The sequence below is a fragment of the Dietzia cercidiphylli genome (genome assembly GCF_039531545.1).
GTDB classification, from domain to species: Bacteria; Actinomycetota; Actinomycetes; order Mycobacteriales; family Mycobacteriaceae; genus Dietzia; species Dietzia natronolimnaea.
The window spans coordinates 202,274-220,007 of sequence record NZ_BAAAQG010000015.1; the positions used below are offsets into that span (position 1 = coordinate 202,274).

The following is a 17,734-nucleotide window of genomic DNA, read 5'->3' on the forward strand; positions in this document are numbered from 1 at the left end:
GGAAGGAGGCACGCCGTGGAACCGATGGCCCTGTTCGCCGTCTCGGTCCTGGCCGTGTCGGTGTTCCTGCTGAGCTGGGCGGTGTTCGCCGGCCCCGGCCGGGCGCGCCAGCGCACGGTCCTCAACCTCAGCCGGGGGATGTACCCCGAACACCACGCGGTGGAGGCAGTGGTCCCCGAGGACGAGGAGACCGGTGGCACCCTGGCCACGATCGCGCGGAAGTTCACCCCGGCGCCGTCGATCCGGATGCTCGAGAAGCTGCAGATCAAAGCCGGCAGACCCCAGGGGTGGCCCCTCGAGAAGCTGCTGGTGGCCAAACTCGTGCTGGGCATCGGGGCGGCGCTGTCGAGCCTGCTGTTCGTCTCCAGCACCACCGGTGCTCTACCTGTGTTCCTGGCCGCGGCGGTCACCCTGGTCTGCTACTTCGTCCCGGAACTGCTCCTCCACAGCCGCGGACAGGAGCGCAGCCAGGCAATCCAGCTGGAGCTGGCCGACACCCTGGACCAGATGACCATCGCCGTGGAGGCCGGGTTGGGCTTCGACTCGGCTATGGCGCGAGCCGCGAAGAACGGCAAGGGCCCACTCGCCGATGAGTTCACCCGCACCCTGCAGGAGATCCAGGTGGGCCAGCTGCGCCGCCACGCCTACGAGTCGTTGGCCCGCCGCACCGACGTCGCCGACCTGCGCCGCTTCGTCCGCGCCATCATCCAGGCCGACGCCTACGGCATCTCGATCGCGGACGTGTTGCGCACGCAGGCATCGGAGCTGCGGAGCAAGCGACGCCAGCGCGCGGAGGAGAAGGCCATGCAGATCCCGGTCAAGGTGATCTTCCCCCTGATGGTGTGCATCCTGCCGGTACTGTTCATCGTGCTCCTGGGCCCGACAGCGATGAACATGATGGAGGCCTTCTCCTAGTGGCCGTCACCCTCACGCCAGTGACCGTGCTCCTCACCGCGGTGGTGTGCGGGGCACTCGCCGCGGCGCTGACCGGGTGGATCCGATCCATCGCAGACTCCGACTCCCGCTGGCTGCGCTCCGGTCTCCACGTGGGCCTGGCCGCCGCCGGTGGGGCGGGAGCCGCCGGGCTGGCCGGCACCGTTCCCGAGCTGGTCGCGTTCGCGGCGCTCGCGGTGGCCTGTGGGGTGCTCGTGGCGATCGACCTGGCCGTGCACCGGCTGCCCGACGTCGTCGTCGTCCCCATGTACCCGGTCCTCCTGGCGACGTTGGGCGTGGCGTCCGCGGTGACCGGGGACTGGGGCGCCCTGGGGCGCGCCGCCGCCGCGGCGCTCGCCCTGCTGGCCTTCTACTTCACCCTGGCGTTCATCAACCCCTCGGGACTCGGGCTGGGCGACGTCAAACTCGCCGGCGTGCTCGGCCTCTTCCTGGGCTGGCTCGGGTGGTACTACGTCCTGGTCGGGACTCTGGCCGCGTTCGCGCTCAACGCCGTGGTGGCGTTGGTGCTACTCCTCAGCCGTAGAGCCGACCGTCACACCGGCATCGCATTCGGGCCCGCGATGATCGCCGGAGCGGCGGCGGCCGCGTGGCTCTCGGTCGGCGGCTAGTCCGCGATCGCCTCCAGCGGGTCGGTCTTGGCGGCCCGGTGCGCCGGCCACAGCGAGGCCAACACCCCCACGAACGCCGAGGCCACCAGGACGATCCCGATGGTCTCCCACGGGATGGTGGTCTCGCTCAGCCCACTGTCCGCCAGCACGGAGACGAACGCCCAGCCCAGATAGACTCCGACCGCCGCGCCGACCAGCGCCCCGAACACGGCGATCTGTGTGGACTCGAGGTTGATCGTCCGCCGGATCTGGGACCGCTGCATGCCCACGGCCCGCAGCATGCCGATCTCCGTGCGCCGCTCGATCACCGACAACGCCAGGGTGTTGACGATCCCCAGCACCGCGATCACCAGAGCCAGGCCGAGCAGGGCGTAGATGATCGTCAGCAGCTGGTCGATCCCGCCCGACTGGACGTCGATGTACTGCTGCTTGCTCTGCACGGTGGCGATCGGGATGTCGGAGAGCTCCTCGGTGACGGCGGCCAGCACCTGGTCGGGCGAGGTGCCCTCGGCGGCCCTGGCCAGCACGATCGCGGTCGAGCGGAGGTTCTCCGGAACCAGCCGTTCGTAGACGTCGATACCGGTGTAGAAGGGTCCGAGGATCTGGGCGTCGTCGTAGACACCGGTCACCCGGAGGGTGGACTCACTGCCGTCCGGGCCGACGAGCGGGACCCGGGTGCCCATGGTCCAGCCGTTGTCCCGCGAGACCTCCCGGGACACCACGAGGGAGTCGGCCTCCGGCTCGAGAGAACCGTCGAGGACGGTGGCCTCGAGCAGCTCCCCGACCGGCCCGCCGGCGGCCGCGAGCGCCTGGGGCTCGCCGCCGAGTTGGCCGAAGCCGAACGCGAGCCACGCCACGTCCCCGACGCCGTCGACGCCCGCGATCTGGTCCTCGATCCCGCCGGCCAGCGGGGTCGGCGGCCCCTGGGAGGCCACTCCCTGGACGATGACGTCGGCGGTGATCCCCTGGTCGATGAGGCCGCTCACGCTCTCCTTGGTGGTGGCGCCGAGCGTGCCGAACGCCGCCACCAGGGTGAGCCCCAACGTGAGGGCGAACGCGGTCGCCGCGGTGCGTCGGGTGTTGCGGCCGGCGTTGGTGGCCGCCAGCTTCCCGACGGCACCGAAGGGCGCGCCGATGACCCGCCCGATCCCGCCGGCGATGGGCCTGGCGAGGGCGGGCATCACCAGGAAGCTGCCGACGATCAGGGCCGCGGCGCCGACGCCCACGGTGATCGCGCCGCTCCTCGTGGTGTCCTGCCAGGTGCCGATGAGGGCCAGCATGATGCCGCTGACCACCGCCAGCAGCCCGACGGACGTGCGCCAGCCGCCGCCGGCCTCCGAGGAGGCGGCCCCGACCCGCATGCCCTGCACCGGGGCGACGCGACCGGCGCGGCGGGCGGGCGCCCACGCGGAGAACACGGTGACGACGAAGCCCAGCACCAGCGGGGTGATGACGGACATCGGGGTGAGTGCCAGGGTCCCGGAGGGGATCCCCAGGTCGAAGGCGTCGAGTACGGCAAAGATGACCCTCGCCAGTCCGAACCCGGCCAGCACGCCGATCGCGGACCCGACCAGACCGGTCAGCGCGGCCTCGGCCAGCACGGACCGGGTGAGCTGCCCGCGGGTCGCGCCGATCGCCCGCAAGAGGGCGAGTTCGCGGAGCCGCTGCGCCACCAGCATGGAGAAGGTGTTGTAGATGATGAACGTGCCCACGAGCAGCGCGATCAGGCCGAAGGCCACGAAGAAGTAGTTGACGAAGTCCAGGATGGTCGACAGCTGCGCGGAGAGCCTCTCCTTGACCTCCTCGCCCGTGCTCACCTCGTACTCGGGGAACTCGGCGGCGAGCGTGTCGCGCATCTCCTCCTGGCTCACGCCGGGGACCGCGCGGACGGCGACGTTGGTGGCGTTCTCCCCGTCGGTGAACAGGGCGCGGGCCTGTGCGGAGGTGAAGCCGACCCCGACGTAGCCGCCGACGTCGGTCTCCGAGGAGTACGAGCCCACGACCGTGACGTCGATCATCCCCTGGGAGGTGGTGTACACCCGCGCGGAGTCGCCGATCGAGAGTCCCGCGTTGTCCAGCACCGACTCGGGGAGGACGACCTCGCCGTCCGCGGCCGGAGCGCGCCCGTCCGAGATCCAGCTGCTGCTCCCGACGGCCTGGTCGGGCTCGACCCACTCCAGCCCCTCCGACGGGGCGCCGCCCGACTGGTAGGGCGTGCCGTCGGCGTTGAACATCACCACGGTGCCGGTCACCCCGGGGGTGACGGCCTCGACGCCCGGCAGTCCGAGGGCGCGGTCGGCGACCTCGAACGGCACCCCGGCGCCCCGGGGGTCCTCGGGTTCGATCATCGCGGACAGGTCCTGCGTGCCCTGGTCGAGCAGGCCGTCGAACGTGCTCTTGAGGGTCGAGGTGAACACCAGCGAACCGGTGACGAACGCGGTGCCGAGCACCACGGCGAGGACGGACAGGACCAGTCGCAGCTTGTGCGCCGCGATGTTGCGCAGGGACACCCGGAGCATGGGCCGGGAATGGCTGGGGGCGTGACCAGCGGCGTGGCGGGCGGCCATCACCGCTCCTCGAGCGCGCCCATGGCCGCCAGGATCTCGTCGGACGTGGGATGGGAGAGCTCACGCACGACCCGGCCGTCGGCGAGCAGCAGGACGCGGTCGGCGTAGGTCGCGGCACGCGGGTCGTGGGTGACGATGACGACGGTCTGCTGGAAATCGTCCGCCGCACTGCGCAGGATCGACAGCACCTCCGCCGACGAGGTGGAGTCGAGGTTGCCCGTGGGCTCGTCGCCGAACAGGATGTCCGGGCGCCCCACCAGCGCACGCGCGCAGGCGACGCGCTGCTGCTGTCCGCCGGACAGCTCCGAGGGGCGGTGGGACAGGCGGTCGGCGATCCCCAGCCGCCCGATCACCTCGTCGAACCACGCGCGGTCGATGGCGTGGCCCGCGATGTCCTGCGGGAGCGTGATGTTCTCCTCGGCGGTCAGGGTGGGGACGAGGTTGAAGGACTGGAACACGAACCCGATCCGGTCGCGGCGCAGCGCGGTGAGTTCCTTGTCCGCCAGGCCCACGATCTCCGTGTCACCCACGCGCACCGAACCCGAGGTCGGTCGGTCCAGACCGGCCATGCAGTGCATGAGCGTGGACTTGCCCGAGCCGGACGGGCCCATGATCGCGGTGAACCGTCCGCGCTCGAACGAGGCGCTGACGTGGTCCAGCGCGCGGACCTCGGTCTCGCCCTCGCCGTAGGTCATGACGAGGTCGGTGGCGACGGCTGCGAGCTCCGCGCCCTCCGCCCGGTGCTGGGTCTCGGCCTGCGTGGTCATCTGCTCCCCTGGATCGTGGTGGTCGACCTAAAGCATGCAGGAGTTCGGAGCGGGTGCCGATGGGGGATGGCCCGGATCTTGCGCCCGGGCCTTCCCGGACGGCCACGCCTCGAGCGACCTGCGGGTCCTGAATCGTCGTTCGGCACCGGAGACGGGGTCGGTGAACCCGATCGACTCCGCGAGTAACTGCAGTGGGTGGGAGAAGTCACCAGGGGTGATCGTCCGCACCCGCGGGTACAGGTCGTCACCGAGGATCGGCGTCCCGAGCGCGTTCATGTGGACGCGGAGCTGGTGGGTGCGCCCGGTGGAGGGCTCGAGGCGGTACAGGCCGAGCGGCGTGGCCGACCCGCCCGGGTCGGGCTCACGCACCTCGAGCAGGGTGATCCGGGTGTGGGCGTCCGGTGGGCCGTCCACCTCGGCGGCCTGCAGCACCCCGCGGGTCTTGACGATCCGGCTGGACCGCTCACGGACGTGCGGCGTCCCCTCCGGCGCGGGGGCCACGGCCAGATAGGACTTGGCGACCCGCCGGGCGGCGAAGAGGTCCTGGTAGGCGGCGCGGTGGGCGGGGTCGGCGGTGAACACCAGGACGCCCGCGGTGAGTCGATCGAGGCGGTGGGCCGGAGCGAGGTCCGCCAGCCCGAGGTCGCGGCGGAGCCGCACCAACGCGGTCTGGGTGACGTGTCCGGCGCGGGGGGTGGTGGCCAGGAAGTGCGGCTTGTCGACGACGACGAGGCGGTCGTCGGCGTGCAGGACCTCGATCCAGAAGGGCACCTCGACCTCCGGCTCGGGGGTCCGGTACGTCCACACGTCCATCCCCCGGTGCCGCCGGGTGGAGTCGGTGACGGCCACCCCGTCGGCGGTGACCACCTGACCGGAGGCGAGGGCCGCCTCGAGCTCGGCGAGCCGGTCGGGGAACCGCCGGCGCAGCTCCTCGGGGATGCTGCGGGGCCCCCGACCGGGGTCGGCCAGCCGGATTCGGACCGGGTCCACGCCGTCACGCAACGGCAGGGGCCTTCGCGGACGTCCGGACTTCGGCATATGCAGAGTCTAGTCGTTGGGCTACACTCACTTTTCGCCCCAGGCACCTCATGCGTCACTTGCATTCCAGCTGCCCCCTTCACCCCAGGAGCACCCATGATCGACGCCGTTGTCGACTTCTTCCTCTTCGGACCCGGCCGCGCCTTCCTCCCGGCGTTCCAGGGCAGCTTCAACATGGCGTACCCGCCCAACGCCCCCTTCCCCGACGAGTTCTGAGAACGCCTCCACGAACCACCCGCGGCGGTATCCTCGGGCGTATGGCTTCACTCGAGAATTCCGTGGTCGTCGGCATCGACGGTTCAGCAGCCTCGACCGGCGCCGTCGCGTACGCCGCCAACACCGCCGCGACCCGGCGGATCCCGCTCGTGCTGGTGACCAGTTACACGATGCCGGCCGCCATGTTCGCCGAGGGCATGGTCCCGCCCCAACCCGTCTACGACGAGTTGGAGAAGGAGTGCCAGCCGATCGTGGAGCACGCCAGGGCCACCGCCCTCAAGGTCGCCCCGGACATCGAGGTCTCGCACGCGATCGTCGAGGGCAACCCCTCGCAGGTCCTGATCGACTACTCCCGCAAGGCCAAGATGATCGTCCTGGGCTCGCGCGGACTGGGCGGGATCAAGGGGATGGTCCTCGGGTCGGTCTCGGCCTCGGTGGCCAGCCACGCGTTCTGCCCGGTCGTGGTGACCCGTGAGGACACCGACGACCTCGACCGCTCGGGCCCCGTCGTGGTGGGCGTCGACGGTTCCGAGGTCAGCGCCAAGGCCACCGCGTGGGCCTTCGCCGAGGCCTCTGCCCGCGACGCCACCCTGATCGCGGTGCACACCTGGATGGACCCGCAGGTCCAGGCCGCCGCCGCGGGGATCGCGCTGACCGACGAGGACTGGCGGCAGCTCGAGGAACAGCAGCTCGAGATCCTGTCCGAGCGGCTCGCCGGCTTCTCCGACCGCTACCCCGACGTGCGGATCGAGCGGTTCGTCACCCGCGATCGCGCGGTCCCGGCACTCGTGGAACAGGCGGAGAAGGCCCAGCTCGTCGTCGTCGGGTCCCACGGGCGGGGCGGATTCACCGGCATGGTCCTCGGTTCGACCAGCCGGGCGCTCCTGCAGGCGTCGCCCTGCCCGGTGATGGTCGTGCGCCCGGAGTCGCACTCGTGAGCGCCGGGGAGGACGTCCAGGTGAGGCGCAACCTCGCCGCCGACCGGTTCGAGATCGTGGTCGACGACGTGGTGGCGGGTTTCGCCGACTACAGCGATGCCGACGGCGTCAGGACCTTCCCGCACACCGTGGTGGACCCGGAATTCGGCGGCCGCGGCCTCGCCGGGCGGATGATCGGCGAGGCCCTAGAGGTCACCCGCGACGAGGGCCTGCGGGTGCGGCCCGCCTGCGAGTTCGTCGAGCGCTACGTCCAGAAGAACCCGGACTCGGCGGACCTCGCCTGACGGGTCCTGCTCACATGACACCTGAGGTGCAGGTGAGTAACGAATAAGCGACGATTAACCCCACAGAGGGTCCGACCGGAGGCGTTCGGGGCGCAAGCGTGTTCTGCTGTGGGTGCGGCTCGCACTCGGGCCGAGTACCTCTCGGGAAAGGACACACCACCATGTTGTGGAGCATCATCTCCTGGATCATCGTCGGTGGCCTCGCAGGCTGGATCGCGTCCATGATCATGGGCAAGAACGCCCAGATGGGCCTCGTCGCCAACGTGCTAGCCGGTGTCATCGGCGCATTCATCGTCGGCCTCTTGGTGTCGCTCTTCACCAGCGAAGGCGGCGGGATGCCCGAGGCCTTCTCTATCTGGGGCTTCGTCGCCGCCATCATCGGCGCGATCATCGTCATCTTCATCGTCTCGGCCATCAAGGGCCGCGGACGTTCGAGGGTCTGACCCCCGACACCAGTCGAAGCAACATCCGAACGGCCCGGCCCCGCACAGCAGGGGCCGGGCCGTTCGTCTCACGACCGGAGAGAACGAGAAGAAGGGACCGGACATGGGCCTCATAGACAAGATCAAGAACATCGGGAAGAACCCCGCCACGCTGAACTCGGCCGTCGCGAAGACCGGGGACTTCCTCAATGACAAAGCCGCAGGCAGGAACAAGGCACAGCGCAACACCGGGGCCGCCGGGCCGGACAGCAGCCCGGCCCACGACCCGGCCGACGTGCAGACCGACGACACCGTGACCGGCGACCGCCCTCCCGCTGGCGGACAGCCCACGGCCTGAGCCGGGCGATCGGTCCCGGTGTGGCCTGACACGGCACCGGTCCCGCCGAGTCCGTGGTGCCAGCCGATAGTCTGTCCCCTGTGACGAGCGCACGGTCGACCAAACCCGGACCGCGGGAGCGGCTCCTGGCCACGTCGACCCGCCTGTTCTCCACGGACGGGATCCGCGCGGTGGGGATCGACCGGATCCTCAGGGAATCCAAGGTCGCCAAGGCCAGCCTCTACAACACCTACGGTTCCAAGGACGAGCTCGTCGTGGCGTACCTGCGGGCCATGGCCGAACGCGACCGCGCCCTGTGGCAGCGACGCGCCGACGCCGCGCCGGACTCGCGCGGACGCATCCTCGCCCTGTTCGACATCGTCCGTGAGCGCGTGGAGCCCGCGACCCCCGGTTCGTGCCACCTCGCCGCCGCCATCGAGTTCCCCCGCCCCTGCACGGACGGCGAGCACGCCATCCGGGCGGCGGTGTCCGACCAGCGGGCCTGGGTCGCCTCGACCCTCCGCTCCGAGCTCGCCGGCATGGGGCTCGAGGACCCCGACAACATCGCCGACCTGGCGGACCGGTTGGCGATCCTCCACGACGGTTCCGTCACCGCCGCCATGCTCGGTGAGGTCGAGACCTCGGCGATGACGGCACGGAGCATGGCCGAGCTCATCCTGGGGATGGTCACGGAACCCTCGTGACGCGCGCGGCGGGTGTGGTGGGCGAGGTGCTGGTGACCCTCGGCGTCGTGCTGGCCCTCTTCGTCGTCTACCAGGTGTGGTGGACCGACCTGGGCGCGGCGCGCGCCCAGTCCGCCGCCGACGCCGAACTGGACCAGCGGTGGGGTGGACAAGACAACCCGCGGGGTCGCGGTACGGGCGTCGACGACGGGGACCCGGGGCTCTCCGGACTCGCCGACGGCACCGCGTTCGCCCGCCTGTACATCCCTGCGTTCGGCTCGGACTACCGGTTCGCCGTGGTCTCCGGCACCAGCGACGCGGCCCTGGAGACCGGGCCCGGGCACTACACGGAGACCCAGGACCCGGGCGAACCGGGCAACTTCGCCGTCGCCGGGCACCGGGTGGGCCGGGGATCGCCGTTCAACGACCTGGACGCCCTGCGCTCGTGCGACGCCCTGGTGTACGCCACGGCGGACCGGTGGCTGGTCTACCGCGTACTGCCCGTGGACGCCCCCGACCGCGCCTCGGCCCGCGCCCGGGCCGCCGAATGCCTACCCACGGACCTCGCCGACCGCGCGACGTCCGGCATGTACGAGGGACTGTCCGGTGTCTCGGTGGTCCGCCCGGAGGACGTGTGGGTGATCGACGCGGTACCCGGACGCGCCGAGCCCGCCTCCCCCGACCTGCTGCCCCTGGCCACGCTCACCACGTGCCATCCGCAGTATTCGGCGGCGGAACGGCTCGTGGTGCACGCGGTACTCGAACGAAGCGAGGCGCGGGTACCCGGCGAGGTCCCCGCGGAGCTGGGGGGCCGGTGATGTACGCCTGGCTCTACCGGAGGCTCCCCGGGCCCACGCCGGTGCGGATCGTGCTGGTGGTCGTCCTGGTGGCGGCGGTGTTCCTGCTGCTCATGGAGGTGGTGTTCCCCGCGGTCGAGGCGCTCATGCCGTACTCCGACGTGGCTGTCGACCCGGTCGCGGCCTCCCCGCCCGCCCCCTGAGCACGTCGGCCCCCTGACTCAGTCGGCCACCCGGGGTGCGACGAGCTCGGCCACCCGCTGGACCTTGACCGACTGTTCCTGCGTGGACTGCACCGCCAGGACCTGTGTCCCGCGGGCCAGGACCACCAGGGCGCCCCCCGGGCCGCCGGTGCGGCCACCGGTCCACCCGCCCTCGACGTGCGAGCGCTCCGACTCGCCGACCGGCGCCGAGCCGTCCACCAACTCGGTGGCCCGCTCCTCCGACTCGACCGAGTACACGGTGGTCGTGAGCTGGACGGCCCCGTCGGCGCTGTAGAAGAAGCAGGCGGCGGGGTCGACGCGGTCGTCGATCCGCACGTCGGTGGCCAGCTCGCCGTTGAGCCTCGACGCCTCGTCGACCGACAGGTACGGGCACTCCGCACTGGTCACCGGCTCGACCTGCGGGATCTCCGGCTCGCTGGTCTCCGGCGGCGCGGTCCGGATCGTCCCCATCTCCGGCGCCGGCTCGGTGTCCCCGCCGCACCCCGCCATCACGCCGAGCAGGACGACGGACAGGGGTGCGAGAAGGGTCGTGGCGGCGATACGCATGATGACCAGGATAGGACCCGACCCGCTGGGTAAGGTCATCACCACCGAACTGAGAGACCGACACTCATCGACCACCGACGGGGAGGCGCCCACATGACCGGCCCACCCACGCAGGCGCAGGGCGCCGACCGCACCGAGCATCGCCGGCGCGAGCTGCGCGAGACCATCTCCTCGGTCGCGTTGGACCTGGCCCTCGAGCGGGGGCTCGACGCCGTGACGGTGGACCAGATCGCCAAGGCCGCCAACGTGTCCCGTCGGACGTTCTTCAACTACTTCCCCTCCAAGGCCGCCGCGTGCATCCCGGACGCCTTCCCCCCGGACCGCGACGCGGTGCACCTGTTCCTCACCGACCGGTCCGTGTCCACGCTGACCGCGCTCACCCGCCTGCTGTGGCTGCAGGTCGCGATGGCCCGGCAGGAGACCCCTCTGTTCAACCGGTTCCACGACATGTGGCGGCGGGAACCGGGGATCCGGACCGAGGTGTACGCGATCCTGTCCCGGACAGAGGAGGAACTGGCCGCCCTGGTGGCCCGCCGGGAGGGCAGGGATCCCGGGTCCGTGGAGGCCGCGACGGTGGCGGCGGCGTCCATCGCGATCGTGCGGGTGGCGGTCGAGCAGTGGCGCACCGACGAGTCGCCGACCCTCCTGGAGGACCGGATCCGCGAGTCGTTCGACGCCGTCATCAGGGCGACCGAGATCCTCCCCGGCGACGCCTGACCCGTCCGGGCGGGCGTCCGCGGAACGGTCGGGATCAGGGATCGGACGCCGACGTCGTAGGATCGGCCCATGCGATCGCAGCGACCCCGTCCCGGAACCGGGGGACGAATCGCCCGGGGGTTCGTGGCGTCGGCGGCGATGGTGGCCGTGTCGGGGTGCTCCGCGCTCGGCTTCTCCGACGCCGGCGAGACGGGTCCACCCCGGATCTCGCCGGAACCCCGGCCCGACATCGCCGCGGCGATGGTCGAGGGACGACCCGCCCCCGATGCTCGGCTGAACGCGTGTGAACTCCTCGACCTGACGCCCGCCGAACTGATCGAGCTCACCGACGCCGACATGCCCGAGGTCGAGCCCATCGGCTCCGGCGATCTGGGCCTGATGTGCACCTACGGCGGTCCGGGATCGCCCGAGTTGTACGAGATGCAGCAGGCGGAGGCGGAGGCCGAGGCAGAGGCGGAGGCGGAGGCGGAAGACGGGTCGGAGACGGGAACAGGCACGGCGACAGGGACGACGGCGACCGGGACTGCCGACCCCGGGGACGGGACGGGCGAGGAGCCGGAGTCCGTGGCGGGGGCCGACACCACCACGGAGGTCAAGCCCATGCCCACGACCTCGCCCACGACCACCCGGACCACCACCGGTGAGCGGGACGAGATCCCGGACACCTTCGCGGCCGGGGTGGTCAAGCCACGTGGGGGCCCCCAGGCCGCTCTGCGCGGCCAGCCCGCGATGTTGGGGGTGCGGTACGCGTGTTCGGAGATCCGCGGAGCCGACGGGGCGTCGATCGAGGATGCACCCCCGGCCGCTCCCGAGGCGCCCGCCCCGGTCCGACCCGAACTCGATACCGCGTACATCGACTGCGTGGCGGCCCCGACCGGCGGGGGCGTCGAGGTCCACACGATCCTCATCGCGGACAACGACCTGTGGCACATCACGTTGATCAGCCCGGAGACGCCGCGTTCGCCCGATGCCGAGGCACGGGCACTGGAGGGCCTGCGCAGGGTCGCCGAGCACATCCTCGACTGAACCCGGGCCGCCCGGCGCGGAAATGGGGAACGACGCCGGAGCCCCTCAGCATCCGACGCCGTTCCCTCCTGCGGACTGCGCATCGCGCCTTCCGGAATCCACGCTCGCCTCGGAAGGCGGCGGGCCGACACCCCCCCAGGTGCCCCGGTATTCATACCGGCCCCTCGTCGTGAAGTAACAGCCCCTCGTCCGCACTTCACCTCGCCACCGCACCCCCCGGCCGGTGACTGGAAGAACTCTATGTTGCACCCGTGGCGCAGGCAAGGCCATGATCTGCGGTTCTTCTGTTGACTTTGGGTCAATAAACGGAGTCGGAGTATCTACCAGCGGTTCTGCGAGCGCCGTTACCAATGAACATTGGAACTGTCGCCCGGCGCCCCGGGGGCCGCACGGATCGGACCCGTGGAGCCCGCCCGGCGCAACGGGTACCCAGCCGCCCGCGGTCCGAGGTACTGTTACTGATGTTGCCTGTGTGGCGCATGTGATTTGAGTGAGTCGTGGCCCGACTCCACCCGCCCGAACCATCACCGCCGCCCGCCTGCCCGCGGCCGAAGGAGAAACGATGTCCCGCCGATCCCGCTTCCTCGCGACCCTCCTGGTCACGACCGGCCTCGTCGTCGGCCTGGCCCCCGCCGCGTCAGCGCAGTCCGTCGCCTTCCCCGGCCTGGAGTCGGCGCCCCTCCCCCAGCTGCCCGGGCTGGCCTCTCAACCGGTCCTCACGATCCCCGTGCCGGCTCCGCCGCGCCCCGCCGTGGAGCCGGTGGCGTCGGTCTACCCCACCCGCGACGAGACCGTGGGAGTGGCGCAGCCCGTCATGATCCGCTTCGACCGCCCCGTCGCCGACCGCGCCCGGGCGGAGGCCTCCGTGGGGATCCGCACGGCGCCGGCCGTCCCGGGCAGGTTCTACTGGGTCGGCGATTCGGAACTGCGCTGGCGGCCGCACGAGTTCTGGCCCGCGGGCACCTCGGTCACCGTGTGGGCCGGCGGGCGGGAGAACGTCTTCCGCACCGGCGACGCCGTCGTCTCGACCTACGACGACGCCACCCACCTGGTCACCGTCACCCGCAACGGCCAGGTCGTCCGGACTATGCGGGCCTCCGCGGGACGGGACGCCTACCCCACCCACAACGGGATCTACTACAACGGCTGGCGCGCCCGCGAGGTCCGGATGGACTCCTCCACCTGGGGGCTGTCCAGGACGGCGGGCGGATACGACACGACCGTCGAGAACGGGGTGCGCCTGAGCTACGACGGCATCTTCATCCACTCCGCCCCGTGGTCGGTCGCCGACCAGGGCGTCCGCAACGTCTCCCACGGCTGCATCAACCTCAGCCCCGAGGACGCGGCCTGGTACTACGACAACACCCGCAACGGCGATCCGTTCATCGTGGTGGGCGGCCCGGGACGGCAGTTCGGCGAGTTCGACGGCCAGGGGGACTGGAACTACTGAGCCGGCTGCCGGGCCGACCCCCGCGGGTCGGGGTGAAACACAATCGATATGGCGCACGACACCCTAAGAGAGTCCTCCGCCTAGTCTGAGAGGTACCCCTCGTCTCCGTCGTCCCCAGGAGTAGCAATGACCCGTTCGCCCCGGATCACGGTCCTCGCCTCGATCTTCGCCGCGGCCGCCCTCGTCCTGGGGCTCGCCCCGGCGGCGAACGCGCAGTCCGTGATGCCCCCGAGCCCGCCCGGCATCCCCCAGTTGGAGAACGCGCCGCTGCCCACCCCGCTCATCCCGGGTGTCGGGGCGATGCCGGTCCTCACCTACCCGGTGATCGGTCCCGACCGACCCGCGCCCGAGTACGGAGACGTCAACGTCTTCCCCACGCAGAACGAGATCGTCGGCGTGGCGCAGCCGGTCATGTTCTTCTTCGACCGGCCCATCGCGGACCGGGCCCGCGCGGAGGCCACGCTCGGCATCCGTACCGAGCCCCCGGTGGCGGGCAAGTTCTACTGGGTCAACAACTCCGAGGTGCGGTGGCGCCCGCACTCCTTCTGGCCGGTCAACACCTCGGTCACCGTCTGGGCCGGCGGCAAGCGGCAGCAGGCCTTCCGCACGGGTGACGCGCTGATCGCGGAATACGACGACCGCACCAAGCACATCACCGTGACGCGAAACGGCCAGCACGTGCGCACCATGCGGGCGTCGGCGGGGATGCGCGGCTGGGAGACCTACAACGGCGTCTACTACACGGGTCAGCGCGGCCGGAACGTGCGGATGAACTCCGAGGCCTTCGGGCTGCGGATCGAGGACGGCGGGTACGACTCAATCATCAACGACGCCGTCCGCCTGAGCTACGACGGCATCTACATCCACTCCGCCCCGTGGTCGATCGCCGACCAGGGCGTCCGCAACGTCTCCCACGGCTGCATCAACGTCAGCCCCGAGGACGCGCGCTGGTACTACGAGAACTCGCGCAACGGCGACCCGTTCATCGTCAAGAACGGCCCCGGGCGTCCGTTCGGCGCCTTCGACGGCCAGGGCGACTGGAACTACTGACGCGGGACGCCCGGCCTACCTCGGTGGCACGGGCGCGAGCACGCCGACGATGCCGTCCGCGGGCACGCACCGCGGCGGAGCGGACGCGGCGCCGCCCGCGACCGCGTGCGTCCCACCCAGGGCGTCCGTGACGAGGTCCACGGCCCGCGGGGAGGCCAGGACGGTCAGGTGCCCCGAGCGGTCGACCTCACAACCGTCCTGGAGCCGGACGACCCGCAGGTCGACGAAGTCGGGCACCACGGGCGCGGTGACGGGGCCGGTGAGTTCGTCGTAATCCGAGACCACGGCGACGTACCGGACCCCGCGCGCGAACGGCACGCCCTCGTCCCCGAGCCACGCGAGGGTGGCCTCGGCGTCACGCTGCGCGGTCTCGGCGGACAGCACCCCGAACGCCTCGGTGACGAACTCCGGCGGCCCCTCTCCCGAGCGGGCGGGATCCACACCCAGAGTGACGACGGTGCGTACCGCGTCCCGCCGCGTGGTGGCGGTGACGTAGGACGCGATGATCGCGCCCTGCGAGTGCCCCACCAGGTCGACCTTCTCCGCCCCGGTGAGTGCGCGGACCCGGTCGATCTCGGCGGCGAGCTGGGGAGCCGAGGCGCCGGTGAGCGAGTCGAACCCTCCGGTGGAGCCGAGCCCCGGCGGGGCCCCGACCGTCGGCGCCCACACGCAGTAGCCCTCGGCGGCCAGGGCGGCCCCGAAGGTGGCCCACGAGTTGCCGCCGTTGAGCCCGGTGCCGTGGACGAGGATGACCGGCACGGGATGGTGGGCACTCGGCCGGCAGTCGTCACGGTTGATCCCGGGCGGGTCCGCGAGCCCGTTGGTGAGCTGGTGCGCCGCTCCGTCCCACCAGCGCCACGGGACCTGCGCGGTGGTCGGAATCGCGTCGGGAGACACCGTGGTCGGAGTCGCCGTGACCGATCCGGGCGCGACGACGACGAGGAGCGCGGCCGCCATGAGTCCCGCGATCCCCGGGGCCACCCGACGTGCGGTCATGAGCCCGGCAGGGCCGGGATCGGACCCAGGTACGGCGCGATCGCCTCGCAGCGCGGCACACGGGGGGTGGCCGGATCGAGCGCGTTCAGCACGAAGTCGGCCGTGCGCGGGTCGGAGGCGATCGCCAGGTGCTCGGCGTGGTTCTGCTCGCAGCCGTCCTGGATCACCACGTTGGTCGTCATCGGTCCGGGCACCAGGCCCGAGGTGTAGGGCGTGACCAACTGGTCGTAGCGGGTCACCGCGTTGAGGTACCGCACCCCGGGGGCGTAGGGCGATCCTCCGCTCCACAACAGCTGGAGCACCTCGGAGCCCGGGGACATCTGGGACAGGGCGGGGATCTGACCCAGCTGGTCCGAGACTCCTGGAAGGTCGTCCAGAGACCTGCGCATACCCCCACCGGAGCCCTCCCACAGCGGGGCGATCGAGGCGACGGTGTTCACCTTGCCCGGGCGCCCGACCTTCGCCACCAGACCCGAGACGATGGTGCCCTGCGAGTGGCCGACCAGGTCCACCTGCCGGGCCCCGGTGGCCGCCAGCACACGGTCGACGAACTCCCCGACCTGCGGCACCGAGACCCCCGAGATGTCGGACAACCCGCCCAGCTCGTTGACCGGCCACGGGGTACCCGGCAGCGCGCCGTAGGTCAGCGTGAACACGCAGTAGCCCTCGTTGTGCAGCAGCGGGCCGAAGGTCGCCCAGTTGGTCACGGCGCCGCCGGAGGTGCCGTGGACCAGGACCACCGGACGCTGCTTGGCGGGCGAGGGCCGACAGTTCCAGTCGTTCGCGCCCGGCAGCGTGGCCCCCGGCTGCGTGATCGCCATGGCGGCGCCGGTGAGGAAGCTGTACGGCACGGGGATCGGGGCCCGGGCGGTCGGGTCCGTGGCGTGGGCGGCGCCCGCGCCCGTCGTGACGAGGGCTGCCGCGGCCAGCGAGGCCGCTGCGGCGCGGGCGGCACGGGCGGCACGGGCGGCACGGGCGGCACGGGCGGCACCGATTATGTTCATCTTCTCATTAAGCCACGCCCGGTGATCATCGGCAGGTCCTTTGCGTATACCAGACCGGGCTCCGCCGCGACCACGGCCTCGACGGCGTTGACCAGCCTCATCGCGGTGACGAGCATGCCGGACTCGTTGTGGTCGCCGTGCTCGGCGTGGTGGGTGAACTCCACGCGCATGGCCGGCTCACCGAGGATGTCGATGCGGTAGCACCCGTCCCCGTGGTCGGGGCGGGGCCAGTCCGGTGCCTGGTCGACGGCGGTGCGGGTGACGTGCTCCAGGACGATGCGGTCCTCGCCGTCGACCTGTCCCACCACCTCGAACCGCAGCGCCGCCTGGGTCCCGGCCGGGACCTCGCACGCCAGCAGCGACAGGTCCCGATCCGCGGGAAGCCGCTCGTGGCGCTCGACCAGCGGTTCGTCGAGCGTCACCTCCAACGCGGCGGCGAGCTGACGGACCACCGACCCCCAGCCCGCGGCGAGCATCCCCGGTCGGAGCAGTGGCGGCAGGGTGTCCATGGACCGACCGAAGCCGAACAGCCGCCGCATGGTCTCGCCCTGGTGGTACACCGAGTAGTCGGCGATCTCGCCCACCCGGATCAGGTCGATGCGCCGGGACAGGCTCGTCATGACCAGCGGCAGGACGTCGTTGGCGAATCCCGGGTCGATGCCGTTGACGTGCAGCGTGGCGCCACCCTCGCGGGCGGCGTCCACGAGTTGGGCGATCATCTCCTCCGGGAGGGTCCCGTGCGGGTACTGGAGCAGGACGGGGCCGGAGGCCACCACGTCGATACCCGCGCGCAGGAAGCCGCGGAAGTCCTCGATCGCCGGCATGAAGCGGGTCTCGGTCTCGGCGGTGTACACGATCGCGTCCGGGTCGAGAGCGAGCAGTGTCGCCCGGTCGTCGGTCGCGATCACCCCCAGATCCCGGCCCAGACCGGCGAGCCGGCCCGCGTCGACGCCGACCTTCGCGGGATCGGAGACGAAGACGCCCACCAGCTCCAGCTCGGGCCGGGCGTCGACGGCCTCGACCGCCATCCTGCCCAGATAGCCCGTCGACCATTCCACGACCCTGATCGGTACATCCCGGCTCGTCATGGGTGAACCCCAACGACCGGGC

Annotated in this window: 20 protein-coding genes; 13 read left to right on the forward strand and 7 right to left on the reverse strand. The window is 71.4% G+C overall.

Features of this window, described 5'->3' with window-relative positions; translation table 11 throughout:
* Window positions 1-24 precede the first annotated feature (24 nt).
* Both ABD250_RS14960 and ABD250_RS14965 read left to right on the forward strand, forming a co-directional pair.
* Window positions 25-915, forward strand: a complete 891-nt coding sequence (locus tag ABD250_RS14960) for a type II secretion system F family protein (RefSeq protein ID WP_182658080.1) — start codon at window positions 25-27, stop codon at window positions 913-915.
* A gap of 20 nt (window positions 916-935) precedes the next feature.
* Window positions 936-1,562: a prepilin peptidase gene (locus ABD250_RS14965; protein WP_344393053.1), complete on the forward strand. Its 627-nt coding sequence runs from the start codon at window positions 936-938 to the stop codon at window positions 1,560-1,562.
* On the opposite strand, the gene ABD250_RS14970 is transcribed toward ABD250_RS14965, so the two are convergent.
* Genes ABD250_RS14970 through ABD250_RS14980 form a run of 3 tightly spaced genes read right to left on the reverse strand, consistent with a single transcriptional unit; the run spans window position 1,559 to window position 5,934 of the window.
* Entirely contained in the window at window positions 1,559-4,129 is a 2,571-nt protein-coding gene (locus ABD250_RS14970) for an ABC transporter permease (protein WP_344393055.1), read from the reverse strand. The two genes, ABD250_RS14965 and ABD250_RS14970, sit on opposite strands and share 4 nt — an antisense overlap.
* On the reverse strand, window positions 4,129-4,896 hold the full coding sequence (locus tag ABD250_RS14975) for an ABC transporter ATP-binding protein (protein ID WP_179523574.1): 768 nt from the start codon (window positions 4,894-4,896) through the stop codon (window positions 4,129-4,131). The genes ABD250_RS14970 and ABD250_RS14975 overlap by 1 nt, the downstream gene beginning before the upstream one ends.
* A gap of 27 nt (window positions 4,897-4,923) precedes the next feature.
* Entirely contained in the window at window positions 4,924-5,934 is a 1,011-nt protein-coding gene (locus tag ABD250_RS14980; RefSeq protein WP_182658121.1) for a pseudouridine synthase, read from the reverse strand.
* A gap of 257 nt (window positions 5,935-6,191) precedes the next feature.
* On the opposite strand from ABD250_RS14980, the gene ABD250_RS14985 reads away from it, so the two are divergent.
* The 7 genes from ABD250_RS14985 to ABD250_RS15015 all read left to right on the forward strand — a co-directional run bounded on the left by ABD250_RS14985 (window position 6,192) and on the right by ABD250_RS15015 (window position 9,814).
* Window positions 6,192-7,088 carry a universal stress protein gene (locus ABD250_RS14985; protein ID WP_182658120.1) on the forward strand — a complete coding sequence of 299 codons (897 nt, stop codon included), beginning with the start codon at window positions 6,192-6,194 and terminating at the stop codon, window positions 7,086-7,088.
* A 20-nt stretch (window positions 7,089-7,108) separates the two neighbouring features.
* Complete coding sequence (locus ABD250_RS14990; RefSeq protein ID WP_344393058.1) at window positions 7,109-7,372, forward strand: GNAT family N-acetyltransferase; 264 nt, start codon at window positions 7,109-7,111, stop codon at window positions 7,370-7,372.
* Window positions 7,373-7,533: 161 nt separating this feature from the next.
* Window positions 7,534-7,815, forward strand: a complete 282-nt coding sequence (locus ABD250_RS14995; RefSeq protein ID WP_182658118.1) for a GlsB/YeaQ/YmgE family stress response membrane protein — start codon at window positions 7,534-7,536, stop codon at window positions 7,813-7,815.
* 103 nt (window positions 7,816-7,918) lie between these two features.
* Window positions 7,919-8,152, forward strand: coding sequence for a hypothetical protein (locus tag ABD250_RS15000; protein ID WP_182658117.1), 234 nt, complete (start codon window positions 7,919-7,921; stop codon window positions 8,150-8,152).
* A gap of 80 nt (window positions 8,153-8,232) precedes the next feature.
* Window positions 8,233-8,835: a TetR/AcrR family transcriptional regulator gene (locus ABD250_RS15005; RefSeq protein WP_182610642.1), complete on the forward strand. Its 603-nt coding sequence runs from the start codon at window positions 8,233-8,235 to the stop codon at window positions 8,833-8,835.
* On the forward strand, window positions 8,832-9,632 hold the full coding sequence (locus ABD250_RS15010) for a class E sortase (RefSeq protein WP_338404141.1): 801 nt from the start codon (window positions 8,832-8,834) through the stop codon (window positions 9,630-9,632). The genes ABD250_RS15005 and ABD250_RS15010 overlap by 4 nt, the downstream gene beginning before the upstream one ends.
* Window positions 9,632-9,814, forward strand: coding sequence for a hypothetical protein (locus ABD250_RS15015; RefSeq protein WP_182658122.1), 183 nt, complete (start codon window positions 9,632-9,634; stop codon window positions 9,812-9,814). The genes ABD250_RS15010 and ABD250_RS15015 overlap by 1 nt, the downstream gene beginning before the upstream one ends.
* Window positions 9,815-9,832: 18 nt before the next feature.
* Here ABD250_RS15015 and ABD250_RS15020 read toward each other — a convergent pair whose 3' ends face one another.
* A complete protein-coding gene (locus ABD250_RS15020; RefSeq protein WP_182617062.1) occupies window positions 9,833-10,381 on the reverse strand; it encodes a DUF2020 domain-containing protein in 549 nt (182 codons plus the stop codon).
* 93 nt (window positions 10,382-10,474) lie between these two features.
* Between ABD250_RS15020 and ABD250_RS15025 the strand changes: the two genes are divergently transcribed.
* The 4 genes from ABD250_RS15025 to ABD250_RS15040 all read left to right on the forward strand — a co-directional run bounded on the left by ABD250_RS15025 (window position 10,475) and on the right by ABD250_RS15040 (window position 14,624).
* Window positions 10,475-11,098, forward strand: coding sequence for a TetR family transcriptional regulator (locus ABD250_RS15025; RefSeq protein ID WP_179523581.1), 624 nt, complete (start codon window positions 10,475-10,477; stop codon window positions 11,096-11,098).
* Window positions 11,099-11,167: 69 nt separating this feature from the next.
* On the forward strand, window positions 11,168-12,124 hold the full coding sequence (locus ABD250_RS15030; RefSeq protein WP_182658116.1) for a hypothetical protein: 957 nt from the start codon (window positions 11,168-11,170) through the stop codon (window positions 12,122-12,124).
* 562 nt (window positions 12,125-12,686) lie between these two features.
* The gene (locus ABD250_RS15035; protein WP_182658115.1) at window positions 12,687-13,574 is read left to right on the forward strand and encodes a L,D-transpeptidase; all 888 of its coding nucleotides are present in this window, start codon (window positions 12,687-12,689) and stop codon (window positions 13,572-13,574) included.
* A 126-nt stretch (window positions 13,575-13,700) separates the two neighbouring features.
* Window positions 13,701-14,624: a L,D-transpeptidase gene (locus ABD250_RS15040; RefSeq protein WP_182658114.1), complete on the forward strand. Its 924-nt coding sequence runs from the start codon at window positions 13,701-13,703 to the stop codon at window positions 14,622-14,624.
* A gap of 15 nt (window positions 14,625-14,639) precedes the next feature.
* On the opposite strand, the gene ABD250_RS15045 is transcribed toward ABD250_RS15040, so the two are convergent.
* From ABD250_RS15045 to ABD250_RS15055, 3 genes are read right to left on the reverse strand one after another with little or no spacing between them, the layout of a single operon-like run.
* Entirely contained in the window at window positions 14,640-15,620 is a 981-nt protein-coding gene (locus tag ABD250_RS15045) for an alpha/beta fold hydrolase (RefSeq protein ID WP_344393066.1), read from the reverse strand.
* A complete protein-coding gene (locus ABD250_RS15050; RefSeq protein WP_344393068.1) occupies window positions 15,617-16,624 on the reverse strand; it encodes an esterase/lipase family protein in 1,008 nt (335 codons plus the stop codon). Before ABD250_RS15050 ends, ABD250_RS15045 begins: the two co-directional genes overlap by 4 nt.
* The gene (locus ABD250_RS15055; RefSeq protein WP_182658279.1) at window positions 16,621-17,712 is read right to left on the reverse strand and encodes an NAD(P)H-dependent amine dehydrogenase family protein; all 1,092 of its coding nucleotides are present in this window, start codon (window positions 17,710-17,712) and stop codon (window positions 16,621-16,623) included. Before ABD250_RS15055 ends, ABD250_RS15050 begins: the two co-directional genes overlap by 4 nt.
* Window positions 17,713-17,734 lie beyond the last annotated feature (22 nt).

Bases quoted from the DNA above. Each gene is read 5' to 3' on its own strand.
- ABD250_RS14960 (WP_182658080.1), top strand. From the start codon at position 25: ATGGCCCTGTTCGCCGTCTCGGTCCTGGCCGTGTCGGTGTTCCTGCTG.
- ABD250_RS14970 (WP_344393055.1), bottom strand. From the start codon at position 4,129: ATGGCCGCCCGCCACGCCGCTGGTCACGCCCCCAGCCATTCCCGGCCC.
- ABD250_RS14975 (WP_179523574.1), bottom strand. From the start codon at position 4,896: ATGACCACGCAGGCCGAGACCCAGCACCGGGCGGAGGGCGCGGAGCTC.
- ABD250_RS14980 (WP_182658121.1), bottom strand. From the start codon at position 5,934: ATGCCGAAGTCCGGACGTCCGCGAAGGCCCCTGCCGTTGCGTGACGGC.
- ABD250_RS14985 (WP_182658120.1), top strand. From the start codon at position 6,192: ATGGCTTCACTCGAGAATTCCGTGGTCGTCGGCATCGACGGTTCAGCA.
- ABD250_RS14995 (WP_182658118.1), top strand. From the start codon at position 7,534: ATGTTGTGGAGCATCATCTCCTGGATCATCGTCGGTGGCCTCGCAGGC.
- ABD250_RS15000 (WP_182658117.1), top strand. From the start codon at position 7,919: ATGGGCCTCATAGACAAGATCAAGAACATCGGGAAGAACCCCGCCACG.
- ABD250_RS15015 (WP_182658122.1), top strand. From the start codon at position 9,632: ATGTACGCCTGGCTCTACCGGAGGCTCCCCGGGCCCACGCCGGTGCGG.
- ABD250_RS15020 (WP_182617062.1), bottom strand. From the start codon at position 10,381: ATGCGTATCGCCGCCACGACCCTTCTCGCACCCCTGTCCGTCGTCCTG.
- ABD250_RS15025 (WP_179523581.1), top strand. From the start codon at position 10,475: ATGACCGGCCCACCCACGCAGGCGCAGGGCGCCGACCGCACCGAGCAT.
- ABD250_RS15030 (WP_182658116.1), top strand. From the start codon at position 11,168: ATGCGATCGCAGCGACCCCGTCCCGGAACCGGGGGACGAATCGCCCGG.
- ABD250_RS15035 (WP_182658115.1), top strand. From the start codon at position 12,687: ATGTCCCGCCGATCCCGCTTCCTCGCGACCCTCCTGGTCACGACCGGC.
- ABD250_RS15040 (WP_182658114.1), top strand. From the start codon at position 13,701: ATGACCCGTTCGCCCCGGATCACGGTCCTCGCCTCGATCTTCGCCGCG.
- ABD250_RS15045 (WP_344393066.1), bottom strand. From the start codon at position 15,620: ATGACCGCACGTCGGGTGGCCCCGGGGATCGCGGGACTCATGGCGGCC.
- ABD250_RS15050 (WP_344393068.1), bottom strand. From the start codon at position 16,624: ATGAACATAATCGGTGCCGCCCGTGCCGCCCGTGCCGCCCGTGCCGCC.
- ABD250_RS15055 (WP_182658279.1), bottom strand. From the start codon at position 17,712: ATGACGAGCCGGGATGTACCGATCAGGGTCGTGGAATGGTCGACGGGC.